Annotated in this window: 19 protein-coding genes; 9 read left to right on the top strand and 10 right to left on the bottom strand. The window is 45.7% G+C overall.

Annotation, left to right across the window (positions count from 1 at the left end):
* Positions 1 to 6 precede the first annotated feature (6 nt).
* The 6 genes from HGO26_RS19145 to ftsY form a co-directional block, all read right to left on the bottom strand.
* Positions 7 to 537 (bottom strand): fimbrial protein, encoded by a 531-nt coding sequence (locus HGO26_RS19145; protein ID WP_168827244.1) that lies wholly within the window; start codon positions 535 to 537, stop codon positions 7 to 9.
* A 717-nt stretch (positions 538 to 1254) separates the two neighbouring features.
* Positions 1255 to 1617, bottom strand: a complete 363-nt coding sequence (locus HGO26_RS19140) for a hypothetical protein (RefSeq protein WP_168827243.1) — start codon at positions 1615 to 1617, stop codon at positions 1255 to 1257.
* A gap of 458 nt (positions 1618 to 2075) precedes the next feature.
* Positions 2076 to 2933 carry an RNA polymerase sigma factor RpoH gene (gene rpoH / locus HGO26_RS19135; RefSeq protein ID WP_006079635.1) on the bottom strand — a complete coding sequence of 286 codons (858 nt, stop codon included), beginning with the start codon at positions 2931 to 2933 and terminating at the stop codon, positions 2076 to 2078.
* A gap of 225 nt (positions 2934 to 3158) precedes the next feature.
* Entirely contained in the window at positions 3159 to 4124 is a 966-nt protein-coding gene (ftsX, locus tag HGO26_RS19130; RefSeq protein ID WP_168827242.1) for a permease-like cell division protein FtsX, read from the bottom strand.
* On the bottom strand, positions 4121 to 4837 hold the full coding sequence (gene ftsE, locus HGO26_RS19125; protein WP_105250626.1) for a cell division ATP-binding protein FtsE: 717 nt from the start codon (positions 4835 to 4837) through the stop codon (positions 4121 to 4123). Before ftsE ends, ftsX begins: the two co-directional genes overlap by 4 nt.
* Positions 4838 to 4840: 3 nt before the next feature.
* Positions 4841 to 6451: a signal recognition particle-docking protein FtsY gene (ftsY, locus tag HGO26_RS19120; protein ID WP_168827241.1), complete on the bottom strand. Its 1611-nt coding sequence runs from the start codon at positions 6449 to 6451 to the stop codon at positions 4841 to 4843.
* Between the two features lie 213 nt (positions 6452 to 6664).
* Here ftsY and rsmD point away from each other — a divergent pair, with 213 nt between their 5' ends.
* The gene (gene rsmD / locus HGO26_RS19115; protein WP_168827240.1) at positions 6665 to 7333 is read left to right on the top strand and encodes a 16S rRNA (guanine(966)-N(2))-methyltransferase RsmD; all 669 of its coding nucleotides are present in this window, start codon (positions 6665 to 6667) and stop codon (positions 7331 to 7333) included.
* Positions 7308 to 7592: a DUF1145 domain-containing protein gene (locus HGO26_RS19110; RefSeq protein ID WP_168827239.1), complete on the top strand. Its 285-nt coding sequence runs from the start codon at positions 7308 to 7310 to the stop codon at positions 7590 to 7592. Before rsmD ends, HGO26_RS19110 begins: the two co-directional genes overlap by 26 nt.
* Positions 7593 to 7676: 84 nt before the next feature.
* On the opposite strand, the gene HGO26_RS19105 is transcribed toward HGO26_RS19110, so the two are convergent.
* Positions 7677 to 8240, bottom strand: coding sequence for a NapC/NirT family cytochrome c (locus HGO26_RS19105; protein ID WP_105250630.1), 564 nt, complete (start codon positions 8238 to 8240; stop codon positions 7677 to 7679).
* A 591-nt stretch (positions 8241 to 8831) separates the two neighbouring features.
* Between HGO26_RS19105 and HGO26_RS19100 the strand changes: the two genes are divergently transcribed.
* The 5 genes from HGO26_RS19100 (at position 8832) to HGO26_RS19080 (ending at position 15905) form a co-directional block, all read left to right on the top strand.
* Positions 8832 to 9269, top strand: coding sequence for a hypothetical protein (locus HGO26_RS19100; protein WP_168827238.1), 438 nt, complete (start codon positions 8832 to 8834; stop codon positions 9267 to 9269).
* Positions 9270 to 9546: 277 nt separating this feature from the next.
* On the top strand, positions 9547 to 9807 hold the full coding sequence (locus HGO26_RS19095) for a heavy metal-binding domain-containing protein (protein WP_113940264.1): 261 nt from the start codon (positions 9547 to 9549) through the stop codon (positions 9805 to 9807).
* 21 nt (positions 9808 to 9828) lie between these two features.
* Positions 9829 to 11370 (top strand): efflux RND transporter periplasmic adaptor subunit, encoded by a 1542-nt coding sequence (locus HGO26_RS19090; protein ID WP_168827237.1) that lies wholly within the window; start codon positions 9829 to 9831, stop codon positions 11368 to 11370.
* A 9-nt stretch (positions 11371 to 11379) separates the two neighbouring features.
* A complete protein-coding gene (locus HGO26_RS19085) occupies positions 11380 to 14520 on the top strand; it encodes an efflux RND transporter permease subunit (protein ID WP_168827236.1) in 3141 nt (1046 codons plus the stop codon).
* Positions 14521 to 14738: 218 nt separating this feature from the next.
* Entirely contained in the window at positions 14739 to 15905 is a 1167-nt protein-coding gene (locus HGO26_RS19080; RefSeq protein WP_168827234.1) for a ribonuclease T2 family protein, read from the top strand.
* Positions 15906 to 15981: 76 nt separating this feature from the next.
* Here HGO26_RS19080 and HGO26_RS19075 read toward each other — a convergent pair whose 3' ends face one another.
* The 3 genes from HGO26_RS19075 to plsB all read right to left on the bottom strand — a co-directional run bounded on the left by HGO26_RS19075 (position 15982) and on the right by plsB (position 20583).
* Complete coding sequence (locus tag HGO26_RS19075; protein ID WP_168827232.1) at positions 15982 to 16755, bottom strand: VOC family protein; 774 nt, start codon at positions 16753 to 16755, stop codon at positions 15982 to 15984.
* Between the two features lie 148 nt (positions 16756 to 16903).
* Positions 16904 to 18160, bottom strand: coding sequence for a tryptophan permease (gene mtr, locus HGO26_RS19070; protein ID WP_105250637.1), 1257 nt, complete (start codon positions 18158 to 18160; stop codon positions 16904 to 16906).
* Positions 18160 to 20583, bottom strand: coding sequence for a glycerol-3-phosphate 1-O-acyltransferase PlsB (plsB, locus tag HGO26_RS19065; RefSeq protein WP_168827231.1), 2424 nt, complete (start codon positions 20581 to 20583; stop codon positions 18160 to 18162). The genes mtr and plsB overlap by 1 nt, the downstream gene beginning before the upstream one ends.
* 160 nt (positions 20584 to 20743) lie before the next feature.
* Between plsB and lexA the strand changes: the two genes are divergently transcribed.
* Together lexA and HGO26_RS19055 are read left to right on the top strand one after the other, a co-directional pair.
* Positions 20744 to 21364: a transcriptional repressor LexA gene (gene lexA, locus HGO26_RS19060; RefSeq protein ID WP_105250639.1), complete on the top strand. Its 621-nt coding sequence runs from the start codon at positions 20744 to 20746 to the stop codon at positions 21362 to 21364.
* Positions 21361 to 21873 (top strand): cell division inhibitor SulA, encoded by a 513-nt coding sequence (locus tag HGO26_RS19055; protein ID WP_168827221.1) that lies wholly within the window; start codon positions 21361 to 21363, stop codon positions 21871 to 21873. Before lexA ends, HGO26_RS19055 begins: the two co-directional genes overlap by 4 nt.
* The last annotated feature ends 352 nt before the right edge of the window (positions 21874 to 22225 follow it).

Here is a 22225-nt window from a genome sequence, read left to right as displayed (position 1 = left end):
CGTATATTAAAGATAAGAAACTGAATATTGGACAGAGCTAATCACACGACCTGCTGTTGCACTACCAGTTTCAGAAATATACTGCACAGCAAAATCATGGGAGGCAGAGTCTGCACCTGCAGCAACATTTAATCCATCAACAGCACTTCCTGCTGTTAAATTGATACTCGTTCCACCAACTGAATCAAGAAGCTGTAATGCTACATTCGTTGCCGTACCAGTATTGCCTAAGTTACCTGCGGTTGTGATATTGTTACCCAAAAATACAGTTTTAATAGGTAAAGCTTGCGTTGCATTGACAGTACAACCACTGACTGAAATGGTAAAAGGTGTTTCACCAGCAACTGAGCCTGCAGTGGCAAGTTGAGCCGTAGAAACTGTTGGTAGCAAGACACTGGGATTAGCCGCATTTCCGTTAATCGCCACTTCACAAGTTTGGTCCGATACATCACCCAAAAAAGTAATAGTATTATTCGCTTGAACACTAGTACCAAACAATGCACCTAAAACTAAAATAGATAGCGTTAATTTTTTCATCAGACATCCTACTGTTATTACTATATGGAAATATTAAGGTTATGGCTCATCAAAGCTGAGCACACAATAGCAACAACACTAACAATTACATATAGGACTAGACTTGCGATCTTGTAGGAAATTTCTGACAATGAATATACTAAAGATAAAAATGAAAAAGCGATTTCAAAAAATGAAATCGCCATTATTAATAGCAAAATTGTGCATCAATTATAATGAAGAGCAAGAATAACTTCATTCTCATTTTTTCGGCTAAAAACCAGATTATTAATTTGTTTGAACTGGGTTAATAAAACACGTTTTTCGCCACTATACATAGCGTTCGGAAATATCTTAGGCTGTATAACTTGGGTAAGAAATTGATTAAAATTCTGGTCATAACAAGAAATGGTAGATAGATCGGAGTTGCAACTTGGTTCTGCTATCTCACCTTGAAAAGAAAGAGTTCTAAACTCAGTTTTTGCTATCACGTTACAGCTTATCACCGCGCTCAACATGACTGTAGTTACGCCGAATAACGATACCTTTAACATCTCATCACCCATTTCGATTTGTAGGACACCTCCTAACTATCGACCAAGAATGGATGTTCTGAAGTATATTTACTGGCAATAAATGTACTTATTGATAAGTTAAAAATTTATAACTAACTAATCACACTTATCTAGCTTAAAACACTACTCATTCATATAAAAATGTCATGGCAAGAATAAGCATTTAAAAAAAACAGTAGTCAACACAGGTTTGGTTAAGATCAACCGCTATACTATTCTTCCACTGCGCATAGTAGATTGTTGATACATTACGGGGCAGCAACCATCGCACTTGGCTATCGTCTTGAAAATAATGAATGTTATTTTTTTTAAGCAACTCAATTAAAACTCTCGTCTCAAATTGGCATAGAATGACCTCAGCTCCCAATACATAACTAAGCTTTAAGTCCTCGCGTTCAAAAGCGATACCCTTGCAAACTAACCAAAACAAGCTCTGCTGACATACTTCGACGCCCCCATTGACACGAAATGCAGTACCCCAACCAGATTCTGATGATAGGGCTAACTTAGTGATCATTGAGAACATAACTTCCCACCTTTGTAAGCATTAAAAAAAACGCATAATGAGTATCTATCGTAAATTGGCGGGTATCCCTTCTAACTTAAATGCTTTCCTTGGTACATAATCCATCGCTACCCGACCAAATCTTCCGTGCTCAATATCCATATCAACTTTGCTTAAGGCGATACTCAAAATGCGGAGGAACAAACCGTTCGATAATAAGCATCGAAAATAACTTTCGAATTGAGGCTCAAAAGTTAGCGATATATTAACTATTTATAACAGCTCTAAATGTAGGATAAATCCGATGTCTCGTGGTGAAATCAGCCATAGTCGCGTACGTTTCAATACGATTGAGCTTTATAGCTATAGCGAAATTCACTTTAAATAGCGCGATTAAATCCATTCTTTCTCCCATAAAAAAACCTGCCGCAGCAGGTTTTTTTATGGTTAAGTTACAATCATTTTACACGTGATGTGACTTAGGCTTCCATGCAAGCTTTTAGCTTGTTCATGGCATTTTTCTCAAGTTGGCGAATACGTTCGGCCGACACTTGATAAGTCTCTGCAAGTTCTTGCAGTGTGGTTTTATCGTCATCTAACCAACGGGCGCGCAGAATATGCTGGCTACGTTCATCTAAGGTTTTGATGGCCGATAATAAACGACCTTGAGCATTGGATTCCCAGTTGTCGTTTTCAATATTTTCCGCTAAATCCGATGAATGATCTTCCAAATAATGGACGGGGGCAAAATCATGCTCCTCGTCTTGATCATTGGTTAAATCAAATGCCGGATCTTGCGCAGCCATACGTGATTCCATTTCGGTCACATCGGCCTTAGATACACCTAAATTTTCAGCCACCATAGTGACTTCTGCATCGCTGAACCAACCTAAGCGTTTTTTCGCTTTACGGATATTAAAGAACAACTTACGTTGTGCTTTAGTGGTCGCGACTTTAACAATGCGCCAGTTTTTCAGCACATATTCATGAATTTCAGCTTTGATCCAGTGCACAGCAAAAGACACTAGACGCACGCCAACATCGGGATCGAAGCGTTTAACCGCTTTCATCAAGCCTATGTTGCCTTCTTGGATCAGGTCAGCCTGTGGCAAACCATAGCCTGAATAGCCCTTTGCAACGTGCACTACAAAACGTAAGTGCGACATAATCAGTTGCTTCGCAGCTTGTAGATCACCAGTTTCCTGTAAACGCTTGGCCAACTCATACTCAGCCTCAGCGTCCAGCATGCTGATGCTAGTCACTGAATGGATATAAGCTTCTAGACTACTGGCGCCCTGTGGGACTGTCAGTGCCATTGATTGCGTTTGAAAGGTCATTCGCTCTCCTACATTTATCAGACTACTTAACGAGTGCATTCTTAAGTTCAACAACAAAATACCCTAAGAATAAGCTCACGAACTATCGGCTAATTGACAGAGTATGTCAACCTCAGCTCATTTGCAGATACCCTTTTTACCTCGCTGAAGTAGACATTGCAAGTGAACAAAAGTTCATTACTCAGCATTTTTTTCGTCACTTTTTTTAGTTTAATCGACTGATTATTATGAAGGTTCAATCGACCGTAAATGCTGGCGTACAGACAAATACGAACCTAACCAACCTAAAAATGAGGCAAGTCCAACCAATTGCAGCAGTTCAATAAAAGTGAGTGATTTCATTTCAAGCTGACTGCCATACAAGCCTAAAAGTTCGGCAAGGGCGGAATCGAGATACCACACTAATAAGTTGATGATAAGCCAAGCCAATATGCCGCCAATAACCCCGTACCAAATCCCTGTGTAGAGAAATGGGCGCTGGATAAAGGCTTCAGTTGCTCCGACTAGCTTCATCACTTCAATTTCGCTGCGCCGATTTATAATTGCCAAGCGAATCGTATTACCTATCACTAAGACCACAGCCAGAACAAGTAACGCAGCAATCGCCATCACAGTACGTTCGAGTAGACGCACTACCGCCTGTAACCGTTCTAACCATTCAATATCTAAGCGGCCAAAGCTAATCTCAGGCTCGCGCTCTAGTTTAGTTAAGAGTTCACGGGCGCCCACTGGTGTTGAGTAACGCGGCGTAGGCGTAACGGTAATGACCGCGGGCAAAGGATTTTTATCTAAATAGGCCAAGGCCTCACCAAACCCAGATAAGCGTTGGAATTCTTCTAGCGCTTGATTTTTATCTATGTATTGCACTTTATCCACTTCGGGATATGTCCGAATGCGCGTCAGCAGGCTCTGAATCGTTTGTTCACTACGATTATCGTCGATAAACAAGGAGATCTCTGCCGCGCTGTTCCAGGAACTGGTAATGGTCTCGGCATTTTTAACTAACACTTGCAATGCTGCAGGCAAACTTAGGCTCACCCCTAAGACAGCCATGGTCATCACAGAGGATATTGGGTTGCGCCAGAGCTCTCCCATGCTCGCCATTGCTTGCTGCGCATGGCGAATAAAAAACATCACAATCCGACCAGACAGAGGCAGCTTGCTGCGAGTTAATTTTGCGCTATCGCTCATTGCCCTTCACCTCTATTCGTCGGTGCACTGCGAGTGTGCACATTAGGATGCAACTCTTGTGCACCTAACATACGGCCCTGTTTGAGGGTAAAAGTGCGATATTTCATTCGTGCGATAAGACCTAAATCATGGGTGGCAATTAATACGCTGGTTCCAGCATCATTAAAGGTTTCAAACAGACGCAAAATATCCATAGATAATTTAGGATCTAAGTTACCCGTCGGCTCATCGGCGAGCAGTAAAGGTGGTTTATTCACAATCGCACGGGCAATGCCAACACGTTGCTGTTCGCCGCCGGACAACATAATTGGGTTATGCCGCTCCTTGCCATATAAACCCACCATATCGAGCGCACCCGCAACACGCTTACGGATTTCACCGTGTGAGAATCCCTCAATCACTAGCGGTAAAGCCACATTGTCGAACACACTTCGGTCCATCAATAGGTGATGGTTCTGGAAAATCATCCCGATATTGCGGCGCAAATAAGGCACATGTTTAGGGCTGACTTTGGCGATATCGTGACCGTTAATCGCGACGCGCCCCGTTGTTGCCCGCTCGATTACCGTGATTAATTTCAGCAGCGTACTTTTACCCGCCCCCGAGTGGCCGGTTAAAAATGCCATTTCACCTTGCTGTAGATGAAAATTCACATCCTCCAGCGCCATTTGGCCGCCTGGATAAATCTTACTGACCTGCTGAAAATCAATCATAAATTAGCTATCCGCTTTTTCTTGAGTGAACAAGGCATCGATAAATTCTTTCGAATTGAAGGTACGCAAATCATCAATTTGCTCACCCACACCTATGTAACGGATCGGAATATTAAACTTATCAGCAATCGCAAATACCACGCCGCCCTTAGCCGTTCCATCTAACTTACTGATGGTAATACCCGTTACACCTACGGCTTCCTGGAATAATTGTGCTTGGCTAATCGCGTTTTGCCCCGTGCTCGCATCTAATGTCAGCATGACCTCATGTGGCGTATCTGGGTCGAGTTTCTTCATCACTCGCACGACTTTCTTCAATTCTTCCATCAAGTGCGCTTTATTCTGTAAACGACCAGCAGTGTCGGCAATCAATACATCCACTTTACGCGCCTTGGCCGCTTGCAAAGCATCGAACAACACAGAGGCACTATCGGCACCTGTATGCTGGGCAATCACTGTAATATCATTACGTTGACCCCAAACCTGTAGCTGCTCAACCGCTGCAGCACGGAAGGTATCACCCGCGGCTAACATCACTGACTTACCTTGGCTCTGATATTGCTTGGCCAATTTACCAATAGTGGTGGTTTTACCCACGCCATTAACGCCAACCATTAAGATAACAAATGGGCCATTAGCATTGTCTGGCACTAACGGGATAGCGACAGGATCGAGTGTTTTTTGCAACTCATCCCGCAGCAATTCATATAAAGCTTCGGCATCTTTAAGCTGCTTACGTGAGGCATGCTCTGTCAAATTCTTGATTAATCGCGTAGTGGTTTCAACACCAACGTCGGCGATTAATAATTGCTCTTCGAGTTCTTCAAACAGATCATCATCGATTTTCTTGCCGCGAAATAGGCCGATAAAACCACTGCCGATATTCTCGCTGGTACGCATTAAGCCACGTTTCAGGCGAGCAAAGAGGCCTTCCTTAACGGGTCTCGCCTGAGGCTCAGGTTGTAATTCAGCAACTGCTGTAACAGTTTGCTCAGTTTCAGCTTGTTGCTGAACTAAAGCCTCTGCTTGCTCACGTGCTAGTGCTTCGCCAGCAAGTTGTTCTGCCGCTAAGGCTTCAGCAGCATGCTGTTCGGCGGCCAAACGGGCAAGTTCAGCTTGTTCCGCTGCGAGTAATTCTGCTTCTAGCTGAGCGGCAACTACACGCGCCGCCTCTGCTTGAGCTAATTGCTCTGCGGCGGCTTGCTCAACCGCTAACTGCTGTGCTGCCAATTGTTCTGCGATGCGTTGCTCTGCTTCTAACTGTGCTTCGGCTAACTTCTCTGCAGCATGCTTTTGTGCACTAAGTTGTTCTGCAGCCAAACGTGTCGCTTCAGCTTGCTGATTAGCAAAATGCAACGATTCGATTCGGGCATGCTCAAGGGCGAATTGCTCGGCTTCGGCTTTTGCCTGTGTTTGTTCGGCCGCTAACTGTTCTGCTGCCTGTTTTTCAGCATGAGCTTCGGCCTCGATGACCCCTTGTGTCTCTACTTGTTCCTGCGCGACACGCTGTGCTGCATCACTATCTTGTGTTGGAGTAACAACTGGCGTTTCAGCGACGACCTCATCTTGTGACTTATCTTTACGAAACCAAGAGAAAAAACCTTTCTTTGCCATGTGTGATTCCAGCGCTCTACTTCAGTATTGAATTTTGAATAAGACCCTGATGTTATACCAGATTGCCTCGGCAATTACGCCCAAAAAGTCGGCAATTAGCTAAGCTCAGTTAGCCTTCTCACCTTTTAGTGAGACTTTGATATAAAATAGCGGCCTTTATTAAGGTGGCACAGTCTACCACTTTCTTTCTTCAGGCAAAATCACGGGGGCACTTTGGTTAATCATCGAACGGTCAAAAATAATGTGACCAAGGGTCAAACAGCCAAAAATAAACCCGGCAGTGGACAAGTGCGGATCATCGCAGGCCAATGGCGCTCGCGTCGTCTACCTATCCAAGATCTCGAAGGTTTACGCCCAACGACAGACAGGGTTCGCGAAACACTCTTTAACTGGCTTGCGAATGATTTAGTCAATGCACGTGTACTCGACTGTTTTGGCGGTAGCGGCGCTTTAGCTCTCGAAGCCTTGTCCCGCTATGCCAGTTTCGCCAAAATTATCGAGTTGCAACGAGGCGCAGCCATGCAATTAAAAGAAAATCTACAAACCCTTAAATGCGGTAAGGCCGAAGTGCTCAATGCTGATACGTTAGTGGTACTGCAAAGGGGCTGCGAGCAAGGTTTCGATGTGGTGTTTATCGATCCACCCTTTCGTAAGGGATTGGCAGAAAAGACGATTCAACTGCTAGATACTCAAGGTTGGCTCAATGATGGTGCGCTGATTTATGTCGAAATCGAGTCTGAATTGCCGCAACTTGCTATCCCTTCTCGCTGGCACGCCTTAAAAGAAAAGAATGCAGGGCAAGTGAGCTACCGTTTATATCAATATCACTCAGAAACCACTGTTGAGCCCATCGAAGATGAAAACCATGCCCTTATTGATTAACTTAGGTAAAGTCATCACTCTGATTGCATGGTTGATGATGGCCTACAACTTAGTCATCCCCTTTGAAGGCAATGTGGCGATTACTTTAAATATCCTGTTTGCCATTACCTGCATGATGCATTGCTTCCAAGTCGCGATTTTCCACATGCTGTTTAAGACCTTGCTACCATTAACGCAACAAGATTATCTACAAGTGTTTATCTTCGGAATTTTCAGCCTGTTAGCTTATCGGCAACGGGTGATGGCTCAAGCGAATTAACCGAACACTCAGACACAGACAGCAAAAAGCCCTCAATAGAGGGCTTTTTAATGGCTATCAATTAAGAAACTGAATAGCTAAACCTTATCCTTTTGGATATGGGTGTGCTACGCCTTTATGGCAGTCAACACAGGTCTTTCTCGCGTCTGGTTCTTTCTTGAAGTTATTTGAGTGCATTCTTACAGCCATTTTACTCATAGTTTCTGGCTGATTCTCGTAAATACGAGTGTGGCAATGCTGACAGTTAGCAGAATCGTTCGCACGGAAATAATTCAGCGCTTTATCCGCTTGTTCTTTACGATTTTCATCTAACCAAGCTTGAGTGTTAAAGCCATCAATTGTCATGAAACCATATAAATCTTTAGATACGATGATTTTTTTGATCAAATAATCGACTGGACCATGGGGTAAGTGACAGTCTTGACACTGAACCGTAATCCCTGCTTTGCCGCCGCCATGGGCAGAAGCCAACACTTCATCCTTCAGCGAATGATTGCTATGGCAAGACATACAGAACTCATCTGTACTGGTCGCGTGTAATGTTTGTTGAGTGGTAAAGTATCCCACAACACCCACTACAATACCGACGACCAGTAGCGCCAGGATTGAATATTTCGCGCTAGGTTTAAATAGTGCACGCCAGTTCATCACTCTATCTCCAAAATTGTCAAAATTAGTTTTTATAAGACTAGTTTATGCTCTTTCATTTATTAGAAATTTGATTTTAAGCCGAAATTTGCTGATTAAATTAACCTTAAAAGCGCAAAATGAGACTTAGCTCTAACTATTTGGACGTCATTTGGTAAAAACCGCTAGCTGAACTGTGATGCACTTTAACTAAAGCTAATGCAATCACCCGATAATCGCAAGTTACCGATTTTTTATAGTTAGGCTCCCCCTTGATAATCTAGAACTAGAAATTTATTTTCTAGAAAACAGAAATGTGATCGTGCCAATGTTTATTGCACCTTGAGAGTGAAGCAGAAATAAATGGTAAAACGCAGGTAAGCCGAATAATACTGTTCGAAATGAAACTTTCTACGATCAATTTGAGTCTCTTAGAATACGCAGTCATATTCATGATAAGCCCGTTGAAGACAAAACTGCGAGTCAAAAATTCTATTTGCTAATTTAGATTAATTAGATATTTAAATTGAGGCATTAACTGAAGTGTGAGTTAAATCATTACAGCTAAACATCGCTATGCTAGAATCGAGCCGTTCATCATTTGGAAGACTTATGCATCACACACTCGGTCGTTATTTTTTAGTCATATTCACTCTACTCGCACTCGTCGGGCAAAGTGTCGTGTCTAATGGTCACGCCATGGTGCCACACACTATGGATATGAGTGCGATGAATCATGAGGTTTCCTCCCAAATGCACCACGCTACAATGATGCAGATGGACACGGAGAACAGTTCTGACTCACATTCAATGGCCAACGCGGATTGCTGCAACGATAAAATGCTTCCCGGCGCGAAACAGCATTGCTGTGATGGCACCACATCATGTTCAAATGATTGTGGTCATTGTTTGACGATTTCAGTCGCTGGCACTCTATTCAGCCCACACCTCTGGCCAAGTGTGAGCATGAGCGATACTGCAATGGCCACTCCTATGCCTCATTTCCACTCTATCTCTTTGTCTTCGGCCTTTAAACCACCGATAGCCTAGCCCTACTTTGTGCTTATTGGGCAAATCAACCCTTAAAAAAGCCAAACGACCAAGCTAAAACGACAATGCTGTTAGCCCTAAGCTAACGCCCTATTTAGCCGTTTATTGTGGTGCCTTATCATTAAATCGTGCACCAGAGTCTAGCAAAACGTTGATTACTGAGCCGAATGCCAAATTGTGGCATCCATCCGTCTATCGAAGCGAACCGCTTTGATCCACTGTGCTCACTGACGTTTATGCGCTCGTATTCGGCCGTTAATCCGATGGAGTGAATAATATGAAAACACTAACTAATCTCGCCTTAATCGCATTCTTGCTGACCAGCACAAGCGTGTTTGCGACGGCAGCGCCGCACGCACATCAACACGACAATGCCAATCCACAGGAACAAGCCCATACCCATGTTTGCCCTATGCACCCTGAAGTGACTGGCAGCAAAGAGGATACTTGCCCTCAATGTGGTATGAACTTAGAGCCAAAGGCAGTAGAAGCAAAACCAGCTGAAGGTGCGGCAAAAAACGCCCACAAACACCACTAAGTTAGGCTGGAGATGAGGCATATGAATTCATTTAAAACCGTAAAAAAGCAGACCCCTAAAACAGTACTGATCTTGAGTAGCTTACTCTTAGGTACGCCTTGGTTGAGCCATGCCCAACTGGCGAGCACACAAGAGCCCGTGGCGACCGAAGCTGCAGTAAATTCTGCAACAGTGCCTAAGAATAATCCGTTAAATCAAGTAAAAACCTACACTTGCCCTATGCATCCCGAAGTGCTCAGCCATGAGCCTGGTCGCTGCCCTAAGTGCAATATGTTTTTAGTTGAGAAACAAGATGCCGCGAACCCCGCGGCCGAGCATGCGCAGCATCAAGCCGCAGATCACCAAGCCTCTGAGCATGGGCAAACCTTGGCAGCGAAAGCTTCGAGCCAGGTATTCGATACCCCAACACCTAAGGCCGACAGTTTAGTCAAAGCTCAAAACCACGTGACAACAATCAAGTACGTTTGCCCTATGCATGCTCACATCATCAGCGATGTGCCCGGCACTTGCCCTATCTGCGGCATGAACTTAGAAAAAGTCGAAACGGGTGGCAATACCCAAGAAATCAATATCAATGTTTCCGGCAGTATGCAGCAAGCGCTGGCACTCAAAGTCGCCAAGGTTGAACGCGACACACTGTGGAAATTTGTCGAAACCGTTGGACAAGTGGATTACGATGAAAGCCAAATAACGCATATCCATGCTCGAGTAACGGGTTGGGTTGAAAAACTGATGGTAAAGTCCATGGGAGACACAGTCAAAAAAGGGCAGCTACTCTATGAAATCTATTCACCCGATTTAGTCAATGCTCAGGATGATTATTTACTCGCCTTAGATACCGCCAAAACAGCAGGCAATCAGAGATATCAGGATCTTGTTCGTAGAGCAGGCTTAAGACTGTCATTTTTAGGATTTACCGAGCAACAAATCAAGCAATTAGCCGACTCGCGCCAAACCCAATATCGGGTACCCTTTTATGCACAACAGGATGGTGTAGTCGAAACACTGTCTATCCGCGATGGTATGTATATTGAGCCATCCACCGAAGTGATGTCGTTAGTCGATCTCTCTAAGGTATGGGTCATAGCCGATGTGTTTGAAAATGAACAAAGCTGGATAGTCAAAGGCCAACAGGCTGAAGTGGCTGTGCCCGCCATGAACTTAAGCGGGATAAAAGGCACTATAGATTATATCTATCCGGAACTTGATCCTGTCACGCGTAGCTTGCGAGTGCGTGTTGTGCTCAATAACACCCATGTTTCCCTTAGACCTAAAACCCTCGCCAAGGTCTCGCTTTTTGGCGGCCCCAATAAAGACACGCTAGTAATCCCACAGGAAGCCTTAATCCAAACGGGTAAAGAGAATCGCGTGATAGTCAAACAAGACGACAATAGTTTTGCCGCTAAAGTCGTGACCGTCGGCATGATGAGTCAGGGTAAAGCTGAGATTGTCTCGGGCTTAACCGAGGGCGAGCGCGTGGTGATCTCAGGGCAATTTTTACTCGACTCCGAAGCCAGCCTCAAGGGCAGTTTAATGCGTTTAAGCAGCGGTCATCAGCACTAGGAGCGCATCATGTTAAAGTACATTATCGAAGCCTCCATCAGACAACGACTTATGGTGTTGATCATTGCCATCATGATCACTGTCTGGGGCGTACAAGAGTTGCGTAAAACGCCACTCGATGCCTTGCCCGATCTGTCGGATGTGCAAGTGATTATTAAAACGTCCTATCCTGGGCAAGCGCCTAAATTGGTAGAAGAACAAGTCACTTATCCTTTATCTACCGCCATGTTAGCTGTACCCGGTGCCAAAACGGTACGTGGCTATTCCATGTTCGGCGACTCCTATGTCTATGTGATTTTCGAAGATGGCACAGATATCTACTGGGCGCGCTCACGGGTATTAGAATACTTAAGTCAGATCAGTAGCCGTTTACCCCAAGGCGTACAACCGTCCCTTGGCCCCGATGCCTCAGGTGTGGGTTGGGTGTTTGAATATGCGTTGGTTGATCGCTCCGGCAGTTTAGATTTATCACAGCTCAAAAGCCTGCAGGACTGGTATCTTAAATTAGAGCTACAAAGCGTGGCTGGCGTGTCTGAAGTCGCAACCGTCGGTGGCATGGAGCAGACCTACCAGATCGTACTCGAACCCGACAAAATGGCGATCTATAAACTGGATATCGCCAGCATTAAAGATGCGATAGAAAAATCTAATAGCGAAGCGGGTGGCTCGGTCATCGAAATGGCTGAAGCCGAGTATATGGTGCGCGCCAAAGGGTATCGTCAAACCCTTGAGGATTTCCGTGAAATTCCACTGGGTATTACCAGCCCTTCTGGCACGGGTCTATTACTCAAGGATGTCGCCACCGTGCGCAAAGGCCCGGCCTCACGCCGCGGTATAGCCGAACTCGATGGTGAAGGTGAAGTCGTAGGCGGCATTATTGTGATGCGCTACGGCGAAAATGCTTTATCCACGATTGATGCCGTAAAAGCTAAGCTTGAAGAACTGAAAGCTGGTTTACCCGATGGGGTTGAAATCATCCCCACCTACGACAGATCGCAACTGATTCTAAAATCCGTTGATAACCTGTTCAGCAAAGTTGTCGAAGAAATGCTAGTCGTAGGGCTGGTCTGCCTACTGTTTTTACTGCACGCACGCTCGACTCTCGTCGCCATCATCACCCTGCCGCTTTCAATCCTGATTGCCTTTATCGTAATGAATAAGATGGGGGTTAACGCCAACATTATGAGTCTTGGGGGTATCGCGATTGCCATAGGCGCGGTGGTGGACGGCGCAATTGTGATGATTGAAAACCTGCACAAACATTTGGAGCAGTTTCACACAGAACACAACCGAGAACCCGATACCAAAGAACACTGGCGGATCGTCACCGAAGCCTCGATTGAGGTTGGTCCAGCACTATTTTTCTCTTTAATTATTATTACCTTAAGTTTTGTACCTGTGTTTGCACTCGAAGCCCAGGAAGGCCGTTTATTTGCACCGCTGGCCTATACCAAATCCTTTGCTATGGCCGCTTCCGCATTATTAGCAATCACATTAGTGCCAGTCTTAATGGGCTATTTTATTCGGGGAAAAATTCCGAGTGAGCATAAAAATCCCATCAGTCGCGTGCTGATCGCTTTATATAAGCCCTCGCTTAATCTGGTACTTAGGTTTCCTAAAATCACCCTAGGATTAGCATTGATTGCCTTAGTCAGCGCTTGGTATCCGATGACGCGCATGGGCAGTGAGTTTATGCCCGAGTTAGAAGAAGGCGATTTACTCTACATGCCAACCGCGTTACCAGGACTCAGTGCGGGCAAAGCCGCCGAAGTGTTACAGCAGACGGATCGTTTGATTAAAACCGTCCCCGAAGTCGCTCGCGTATTTGGTAAGGTGGGCCGCGCCGAGACTGCAACCGATCCTGCGCCTTTAACTATGCTCGAAACCACCATCATGCTTAAACCCCATGAAGAATGGCGCGAGGGTATGACCTTAGATGGCATCATCGCCCAATTACAACAAACGGTGAAAGTACCTGGGATGACCAATGCTTGGGTACAACCTATCAAAACCCGTATTGACATGCTCTCGACGGGAATAAAAACCCCCGTCGGCATTAAGATCACTGGTGCCGATGTCAACGAACTGCAAAGCATAGGAGCTAAGATAGAAGCCATTCTCAGCAAAGTGCCACACACAAAATCAGCCTATGCTGAACGCAGTGGTGGCGGGCGTTATATCGATATCACCCCCAAACTGGATGTCGCCGCACGTTACGGTATGTCACTACAAGATATTCAAGATGTCGTGCGTTACGCCATTGGCGGTATGGATATTGGCGAGTCGGTACAAGGGGCTGAGCGCTATCCGATTAACCTGCGTTATTCCCGTGAGCTACGCGATAATATCGAAAAGCTGCGCGAACTCCCTGTGATCACTAAATCGGGAAATTATCTACCACTGCGAAATTTAGCGGATATAGAAATCACCGATGGCGCACCTATGCTCACCAGTGAAAACGGTCGCTTAATCTCTTGGGTGTTTATCGATATTGAAGGTACGTCTATCGGCGAATATATTACGACCGCCAAGCAAGCTTTAAATGCCGAACTCAAGGTACCACCGCGTTACAGCTACAGCTTCGCTGGGCAGTACGAGTATATGCAGCGAGTCGATGCAAAACTTAAACAAGTGATCCCTATGGCATTAGCAGTCATTTTCATTCTGCTGATGATGACATTCGGCTCCACAATGCAAGCAAGCATCATCATGTTGAGCCTACCCTTTGCATTAGTCGGCAGCACTTGGCTCCTGTATTTACTGGATTACAACATCTCAGTCGCGGTCGCCGTGGGTATGATCGCCTTGGCTGGTGTCGCCGCTGAATTTGGGGTGATCATGTTGATCTATCTCAACAACGCCATTAAGCACAGGCAAGAGAAGAATAATTACCACAGCGTCAGTGACTTAAAAGAAGCGTTAATGGAAGGTGCAGTTATGCGGATCCGCCCCAAAGCCATGACAGTAGCGACCATCTTCTTCGGCCTACTCCCCATTATGTGGGGTGCAGGATCGGGTAACGATGTGATGCAGAAAATTGCCGCACCTATGGTCGGCGGCATGGTTACGGCCCCATTACTGTCACTGTTTGTACTACCCGCGCTTTATCTACTGATTTATTCGCGTAAATTAAAGAAAGACGCGGCGTAATTGAGTGTACGGCGCTAGAACACCGATAAAAATCCCCTCAAACCATTAAAGTTTGAGGGGATTTTTTCATTCAATCAGATTAAAAATCTAATTTTGCAACAGTGCCATACACAACTCTGAGTAAAATAAGCCTCTAAGTTTATAGCGCTTATGTGTACCATTGACTCAGTGCCACACAGAATTGACTCAATTCACTGCCGTAGGAAGGATCCCATCACATGACCAAGTCATTTTGTTTAACCATCAGCCGGATATGGCCGCAAGCACTTTCCCTTAAAACCCCATCACGTGCGTTACTTGCCGCATTCGGTTTATGCTCTGCGCTCATCATTACAGCACCCACCTTTGCCGCATCTGCAACTGGTGAATTCGTTGCAGACAAACGCTGTGAGCTATTTCAATCGAAAAATAAGCAGACGAATCCAGACCAATGGCAGAGCAATATTGGTGAGCGCTACCCTGTACTTGAAATCCTCGGCAATAGCGCTAAACCTGATTGGCTAAGAGTGCGCACCAATGCGGTGAAGTCTCCCATGCGTTGGATCAGCGGCGATTGTGGTCAATATCTATCTAATGTTGCTGGCAGTAATTTATCAACACCTGCAACGGCGGCGGAACCGGCACAAACCACCACGGCATCGGACATCAAAGCAAAAAGCCGAGATAGCCTTAAAGAGCATGGTACCCCAGAGAAACGCCAAGGGAATCAATGCCAAATCGGCGGTGAATTCGATGCTAACGTGCTCGCATTAAGCTGGCAAAGCACCTTTTGTGAACTCTATGGCCGCCGTAAAGCCGAATGCCGCGCCCTCAGCCAAACGCCAGAATCGAGCCAATGGCAACACTTCAGCCTGCACGGACTGTGGCCGAATAAACAACAATGCGGCACGCGATATGGCTATTGCAGCACAGTCAAACTGCAACCGAATGATTTCTGTACTTATCCAGAGTTTGAACTGAATCCATCGGTGCGCAAAAATTTAGAAGAAGTCATGCCTAGCGCCCAATATGGCACCTGTTTAGAACGCCACGAATGGTGGAAACACGGCACTTGCCGTAGCCAAGACCCTAACGAGTACTTTTTATTGGCAACCCAGCTGACCCAAGCGGTCAATGCCTCGGCATGGGTACAAAAATTTATTCATGACAACATAGGTAAGAGTGTCAGTAAAAGTGAGTTAAACCAAAGTTTTGATAGCAGCTTCGGTCAAGGCGCTCACACTAAAATGAGTCTTGAATGTGGCAAGGGATTACTGAGTGAAATCCGCATTAACTTACCCGAAGTCATTAAAACTTCTGACTCCTTACCTAGCCTACTCGCCAAAGCTAATAAGGCCTCAAAAGGCTCCTGCCCTGAAACAATCATGATTGATAACGCTAATTAAACAAATAGTTAGACAAATAAAAACGGCGATTTAGCGTCGCCGTTTTTAACCTTAATGACAGTCCTTAATATGGCTGTCACATCTGATTAAGCTTGATCACCGCAAAGGTAGCGCCTTGGGCGTCAGCAATGACAGAAAATCGTCCCACATCAGGGATATCACTAGGCGGAATGCACACTTGCGCACCTAAGGCTTGGGCCTTCTCAGCAAACGCATCGCAATCCGCTACTGCAAAATAAAGCAACCAATGGGGAGAAATATCACCCCATTCGGGCATTATCGTCATCATACCGCCGATGGATTGACCATCAAGCTGCCATTCTGAGTATTCAATGTCAGGCATGTCACTCGGCATGTTGGTCCAAGGGAAGATTTTGCAGTAAAAGGCTTCTTCAGTACGCGGCTCTTTGCAAGCCAGCTCGACCCAGCAAAGGGTATTGAGTTCACCCTGACGGCGAGCACCAATGTGGTTCTTCGCTTGCCATAAGGCAAAACGTGCGCCTTCAGGATCGCTGACCTGCGCCATCACGCCCGCATCACCCACAATATGCGGCCCCATGTGCACTTGGCCGCCCGCCGCTTGAATCGCTGCAATGCTGGCATCGATATCATCGACGGCAAAGTAGATACGCCAGTGGCTGGGGATATGTGCTTCTGACTCAGGGATTTGATACATGGCGCCTAAGTCATCTCCCGCTAAATTAAATAGCGAAAAGTGACCTTCAGGGATGGGCATTTCAACCGCGTTCCAACCAAATAACGCTTGGTAAAATACTGTTGCTCCCTGCCAATCATGGCTTGCAAGTTCAACCCAACATGCATGTCCTTGTGCGTACTGAGTCATTTTCATTATCGGCTCCTTTGTCTTAACAATCATTCGAGTTAAGCCTGAGTTTGTATTTCTGTCCAGTATTCAGGTTAAAAAGATCTGCAAGACAAAACTCAACCACTAAAGACAAAAAAGCCCTCACATAGAGGGCTTAAATCATCACAACAAATTAGGAATATTGCGGCAGTAAATTTGCCATCGCGAGCAGATGACATGCACCTGTGACTATGCCAAATAACACCACAAGAATAATCAGCGGTGTACCGCCTATCACTCTAAAACCTGTGCTATCGGGGAACAACTGCCGCGATTTATAGGCCATCAGCGCCGGGACGATTACCGCCCACACAGTTGCCGCTAATGCCGCAAAGCCAATCGCCACTAAGAAGCCGTCGGGAAACAGTAATCCTAAAATCGTTGGCGGCACAAAGGTCACTAACGCGGTTTTCATTCGGCCAGAGCGTGAATCATCAAAACCAAACAAATCAGCAAGATAATCGAACAGACCTAAGGTCACCCCTAAGAAAGATGAAGCCACGGCTAAGTTAGCAAACAGGGTCAACATACTGTTTAACCAGCTACTCGCCATCACCTCAGACAAAGCGCCCACCAACACCCCCATATTGCCGCCTTGGGCAATAATGTCGATAAACTGGCTGCGGGGAATATTGCCCATAGTCGCCACTAACCAACAGACATAAATCACCAGCGCGATAAAGGTGCCGACGAAAATCGCCTTGATAATGGTGGAGGAATCTTTGCCGTAATACTTCACTAAGCTGGGAACGTTACCATGGTAACCAAAGCTAGCGAGACCAAAGGGCAGCGCCGCCCACAGATAAGGTGAAAAGCTGTTATTACCATCAGGTTCGAGCAACTTAGTCACATCAATTTCGATCAATAAATTGCCGATAGCGAGGAAGAAGGTAATGATCATACCGCCGAGCATAATCGTGGTAATCCGATCCACGGCCTTAGTGCTGATCAACACTATGCTCGCCAATACTATGGCAAACACCAGCCCTGCCACACTTTGCGGTAACTCAATTCCCATGCCCTGCAAGCTATGATTCACAATCGAACCACCGCCGCTGATATAGGCATAGGTCAAAATATACAACACGAAAGCGATAGAAACGCCGTTCACTATCCGCCAAAACTGCCCAAGAGTTTGCTTGCTTAAGGTATCGAAGCTAGCACCGGGTTCGAAATGTAAATTGGTTTCGAGCAACAATAAGCCCGACATCAACATGCAAAACCAAATACCCAATAACATTAAAATCGAATAGCCAAACCACATACCTGCACCGACCACGGGCAGAGAAAACATCCCAGCACCTACGGTCGTGCCAGCAATAATCATGGCACCACCAAGCAAGGACTTACCTGCGGGCTTATGCTTAGCCGCATTCATATGATTTGCCATTAAACTGTGTGCTCCGCGGTGACACTCGCCACTATCGTTTGTCTCACTGACGGACGTAATAAGCTATTGGCCTGATCTCGTATGCGATTGATATTGGACTTATCTTCACTATCCGCCAGATATCCCAATTCTTTGAGCTTCACGCTCAAAGTACCGTAGAGTTTTTTATCGTAGAATTCAGGCGCGGTAATACCATGTAAAGCCCCTAAACGCTGAGCGAGTAAATGGCTCTCAGACTCAAGTTCTGAGCGCTCCATCTTAGGTCTGTTCGCTAACAGATTGAAAATAATAGCGTAGCGTTGCAAAGTTTCACTCACTGAACTGGCTAACAACAATAATTGGCTTGAGTGCTCAGGCACGACAGCTAAAGTATCTGTCTCAACCACTAAACCTTGCCCAATCAGGAAATCCAGCACTTGCTCAACATAGGCTGGTAAGTCTTTAATTCCCATGAAGAGTTCGGCTTTCAGCAGTGGATAAAAATCGGCAACGATTGAAACCACTTGCTGGCGCAGGATCTGTTCATTGTGGGTTAAACAACTCGCAATTAATGACGGTATGATAAATAAGTGAATGATATTGTTACGATAGTAAGTCATAGACACAGCCTGACTCGCTTCGATAGACACTATTTCCCCTAAAGGATCGGCACTAACAACAAACTTGTTCAGCTCTAAACCTTGCTGCACTAAATGCTTACCATCACCTTCGGCAACAGATGTATAAGAAGTGTAAGGCACTTTTTTGAGTAGGGTCAGATACAAATCAAGCTGACGCTCCAGCAGACTACGTTCTAAGGCGTTTTGATCTGTCGCCAGTAAAACTAAGCTGGTCAAAGTCACCGAACTCGCCGCTGCGGCATCATTGATACGCGTCATCACCCGATTAGCCAGCACGTTTACCGCTGGCGTTAACCAACTTGGTTTCTGCTCGGGATCATCGGCCAACTCAGCACGCCAGTTTGGCGCACGCTCATTTAAGAAATTTTGCAGGGTAATAGGCTCGCCAAAATTCACATAACCTTGGCCAAAATTACCTAATTTGCGAATGGCACCGAACACCTGCCACACAGATTCTTTTTTCTTTTTCTTACCGCTTAACTCTTTATGGTAAGTCGCCACTTCCATCACATGGTCATAGCCTAAATACACAGGCACAAGTGTGACAGGACGTTCAATACCGCGCAGTACGCTGTTCATCGTCATGGCGATCATGCCGGTTTTTGGCGCCAATAGACGACCGGTACGTGAACGGCCGCCTTCGGAGAAGTATTCCACCGAATAACCTTTAGCAAACAGCTGGTCTAAATACTCACGAAATACTGCGGTGTATAGCTTGTTGCCATTAAAACTACGGCGGATAAAGAAGGCACCACCGCGACGGAACATAGGTCCCGCGGGCCAGAAGTTGAGGTTGATGCCAGCAGCAATGTGCGGCGGAACCATGCCTTGATAATACAAAATATACGATAACAGCAGGTAATCCATGTGGCTGCGATGGCAAGGCACATAAACAATCTCGTGGCCATCGTGGTGCAGCTGGCGAACTTGCTCGGCGCCTTTAATGTTGATCCCGCTGTAAAGCTTGTTCCACAGCCAAGTTAAGAAACGCTCGGCAATACGCACTAAACTATCTGAGTAATCGGCAGCGATTTCATCGAGATACTCAATAGCCGTCTCGCGCGCTTGGGTCTCAGAAATCTTTTTACTGGCGGCTTCTTCTTGAATCGCTTTGCGCAGCGACTCAGATTTGAGCAACGAATGAAACAGTGCTTGGCGGTTTGGCAGCACAGGCCCTGTCATTACCTTACGTTGACGACGGAAATGCACGCGCGCAACCCGCGCTAACTTATGGGCAATCCCCATGTCGGTGCCATGTTCGTCAGCCATGTAACGCAGGGATACGGCATTCGAAAACTGCACGAAGTTATGTCGACCTAAGAACAGAATCATCAAGCACTTGCGTAGCCAAGTCGGGTTTTCCCGCTCAAATACGGCCGCCTTCATAGTGTCGTCTTCTTTCCCTGGCGTGCGACCCCAATACAAACTCACGGGCACCAGTTGAATATCCAATTCAGGACGTTCCTTATGCACGGCTAACAAACGCATAAAGCATTCGAGGAAAGGCTCATTACCAGCACGTTCGCCAAACAGTGGCTTACGTCCTTGAAGACAGACAACCCGAGGCGCAGTCACACCATTAGCCACTAGAGGCTCATAAGGGCTTGGTAAACCTAACTTAGCCGTTATTTCGCTCAAAGCAGCTATGTCACTAAGGGATTCTGTTTTCATCACATAAACAAGGGGTCTGGAAGCATCCAGATTCAGATCGGCAAATGGATCCTGAGGCACCACAATAGTGTGCACTAAGTGTTTTTGGATCCAACGTAATGATTTCAACCAAAGAGAGTCGTGTTTAGGCATTATTCTTATGCAATTAAGTGCGTTTACTAGCCCGATAGAATACCAGACTATGGGCAATATTCGCTAATTCTCTCCAACATAGCTAAAAAGTGGTTAATACTTGCGCTGCAAATAATACTGTATATACTAACAGTAACTGTATAGAAAAACAGGAAACACCATGAGACCTTTGACGCCACGCCAAGCTGAAATTTTAGAGCTAATTAAACGAAATATTGCCGATACTGGCATGCCACCCACTCGGGCAGAAATCGCAACACGTTTAGGTTTTAAGAGCGCCAATGCAGCTGAAGAACACCTTAAAGCGTTGGCGAAAAAGGGCTGCATTGAGATCATGCCTGGCACATCTCGGGGCATTCGTCTGCCTGCGGAAATCGAAGATTTGACTGAAACAGGTTTACCGCTCATCGGCCAAGTGGCCGCGGGTGAACCTATCCTCGCCCAAGAACATGTTGAACAGTACTACCAAGTCGACCCAAGCATGTTCCATCCCGCCGCCGATTTTTTACTGCGAGTAAAGGGCGACAGCATGAAAAATATCGGCATTCTCGAAGGTGATTTGCTGGCAGTTCATAAAGTAGAACAAGCTAGGAATGGTCAAGTGGTTGTCGCTAGAGTCGATGACGATGTCACTGTTAAACGTTTCGAAAAAAAAGGTAATGTAGTCTATCTACATGCCGAAAATGAAGATTACTCCCCGATTAAAGTGGATTTAGGCTTCCAAAGTTTAACAATTGAAGGACTCGCCGTCGGTGTGATCCGTAATGGAGATTGGCTATGAATAAACTACTTGGCAATGCCCCCCGCCATCCGGGCTTGTGGCTCGATGAAGTCCGTGATGCTGACTATGACTGGCACCATGCGCCCATCGCCTGCATGCCAACTAAGACTCAAGGTCGCCAAGAATTAATTCATCTGAGTGCACAACTCGCTCAGTTAAGCCAACAGGGCCGTTGGTTAGTACTCATCAACCCTCCAAGTATTGGCTACAAGCAAATGCTCGCCAGCGCAGGTGTGCGTATGGATAGAGTTTTGCTGGTACATGCTAAAGATGAAGTCGAAACCCTGTGGGCGATGGAAAAAGCCCTAACAAGTGGTACGTCCAGTGCAGTCATTACTTGGACTCAATCATTGGATGCGCGGGATAATCGACGCCTACAAATCGTGGCTAAAAGTGCCCGAGCTATGGGCATAGTGCTTGAAGACGTAAACAGTCACTTACATGCCGACGTACGCATTGAGCAAGGCAATCTCTTCTGTCAGCAATCTTTTTTTAGCTCTGTACACTAAATATTCATTTAATTTTTTACCTTGAAAGCCGCCTCACCTATGAATGTGAGGCTTTTTTTTGGCAATTTTTCAGATAATTAGATAAATAAGTGATCTTGATCAATATTTAAACAGCAAGTATGGTTGGTTAAGTCGGTGATGATATATCACCTTCCGTGGTCAATGAATCGAGTATTTATTGAACTCGAAGTGCCACTAAAAATAGAGAACAGATTTATTTCAGCAGTATGTGCCAGCGTGGCTAATTACCAGCAGTAACAATACTTGATTAAAAGTAACAGCCGCCAACGCACGTTGAAGTCAAAAAAGCTTTTTTGGGAACTGAAGAGTTTGCATAGAGTTGAGACTTACT

Source organism: Shewanella oncorhynchi, assembly GCF_012584455.1.
Taxonomy (GTDB): domain Bacteria; phylum Pseudomonadota; class Gammaproteobacteria; order Enterobacterales; family Shewanellaceae; genus Shewanella; species Shewanella oncorhynchi.
The sequence above is the reverse complement of the archived record's forward strand: the minus strand, read 5'-3'. Positions and strand labels throughout refer to the sequence as shown.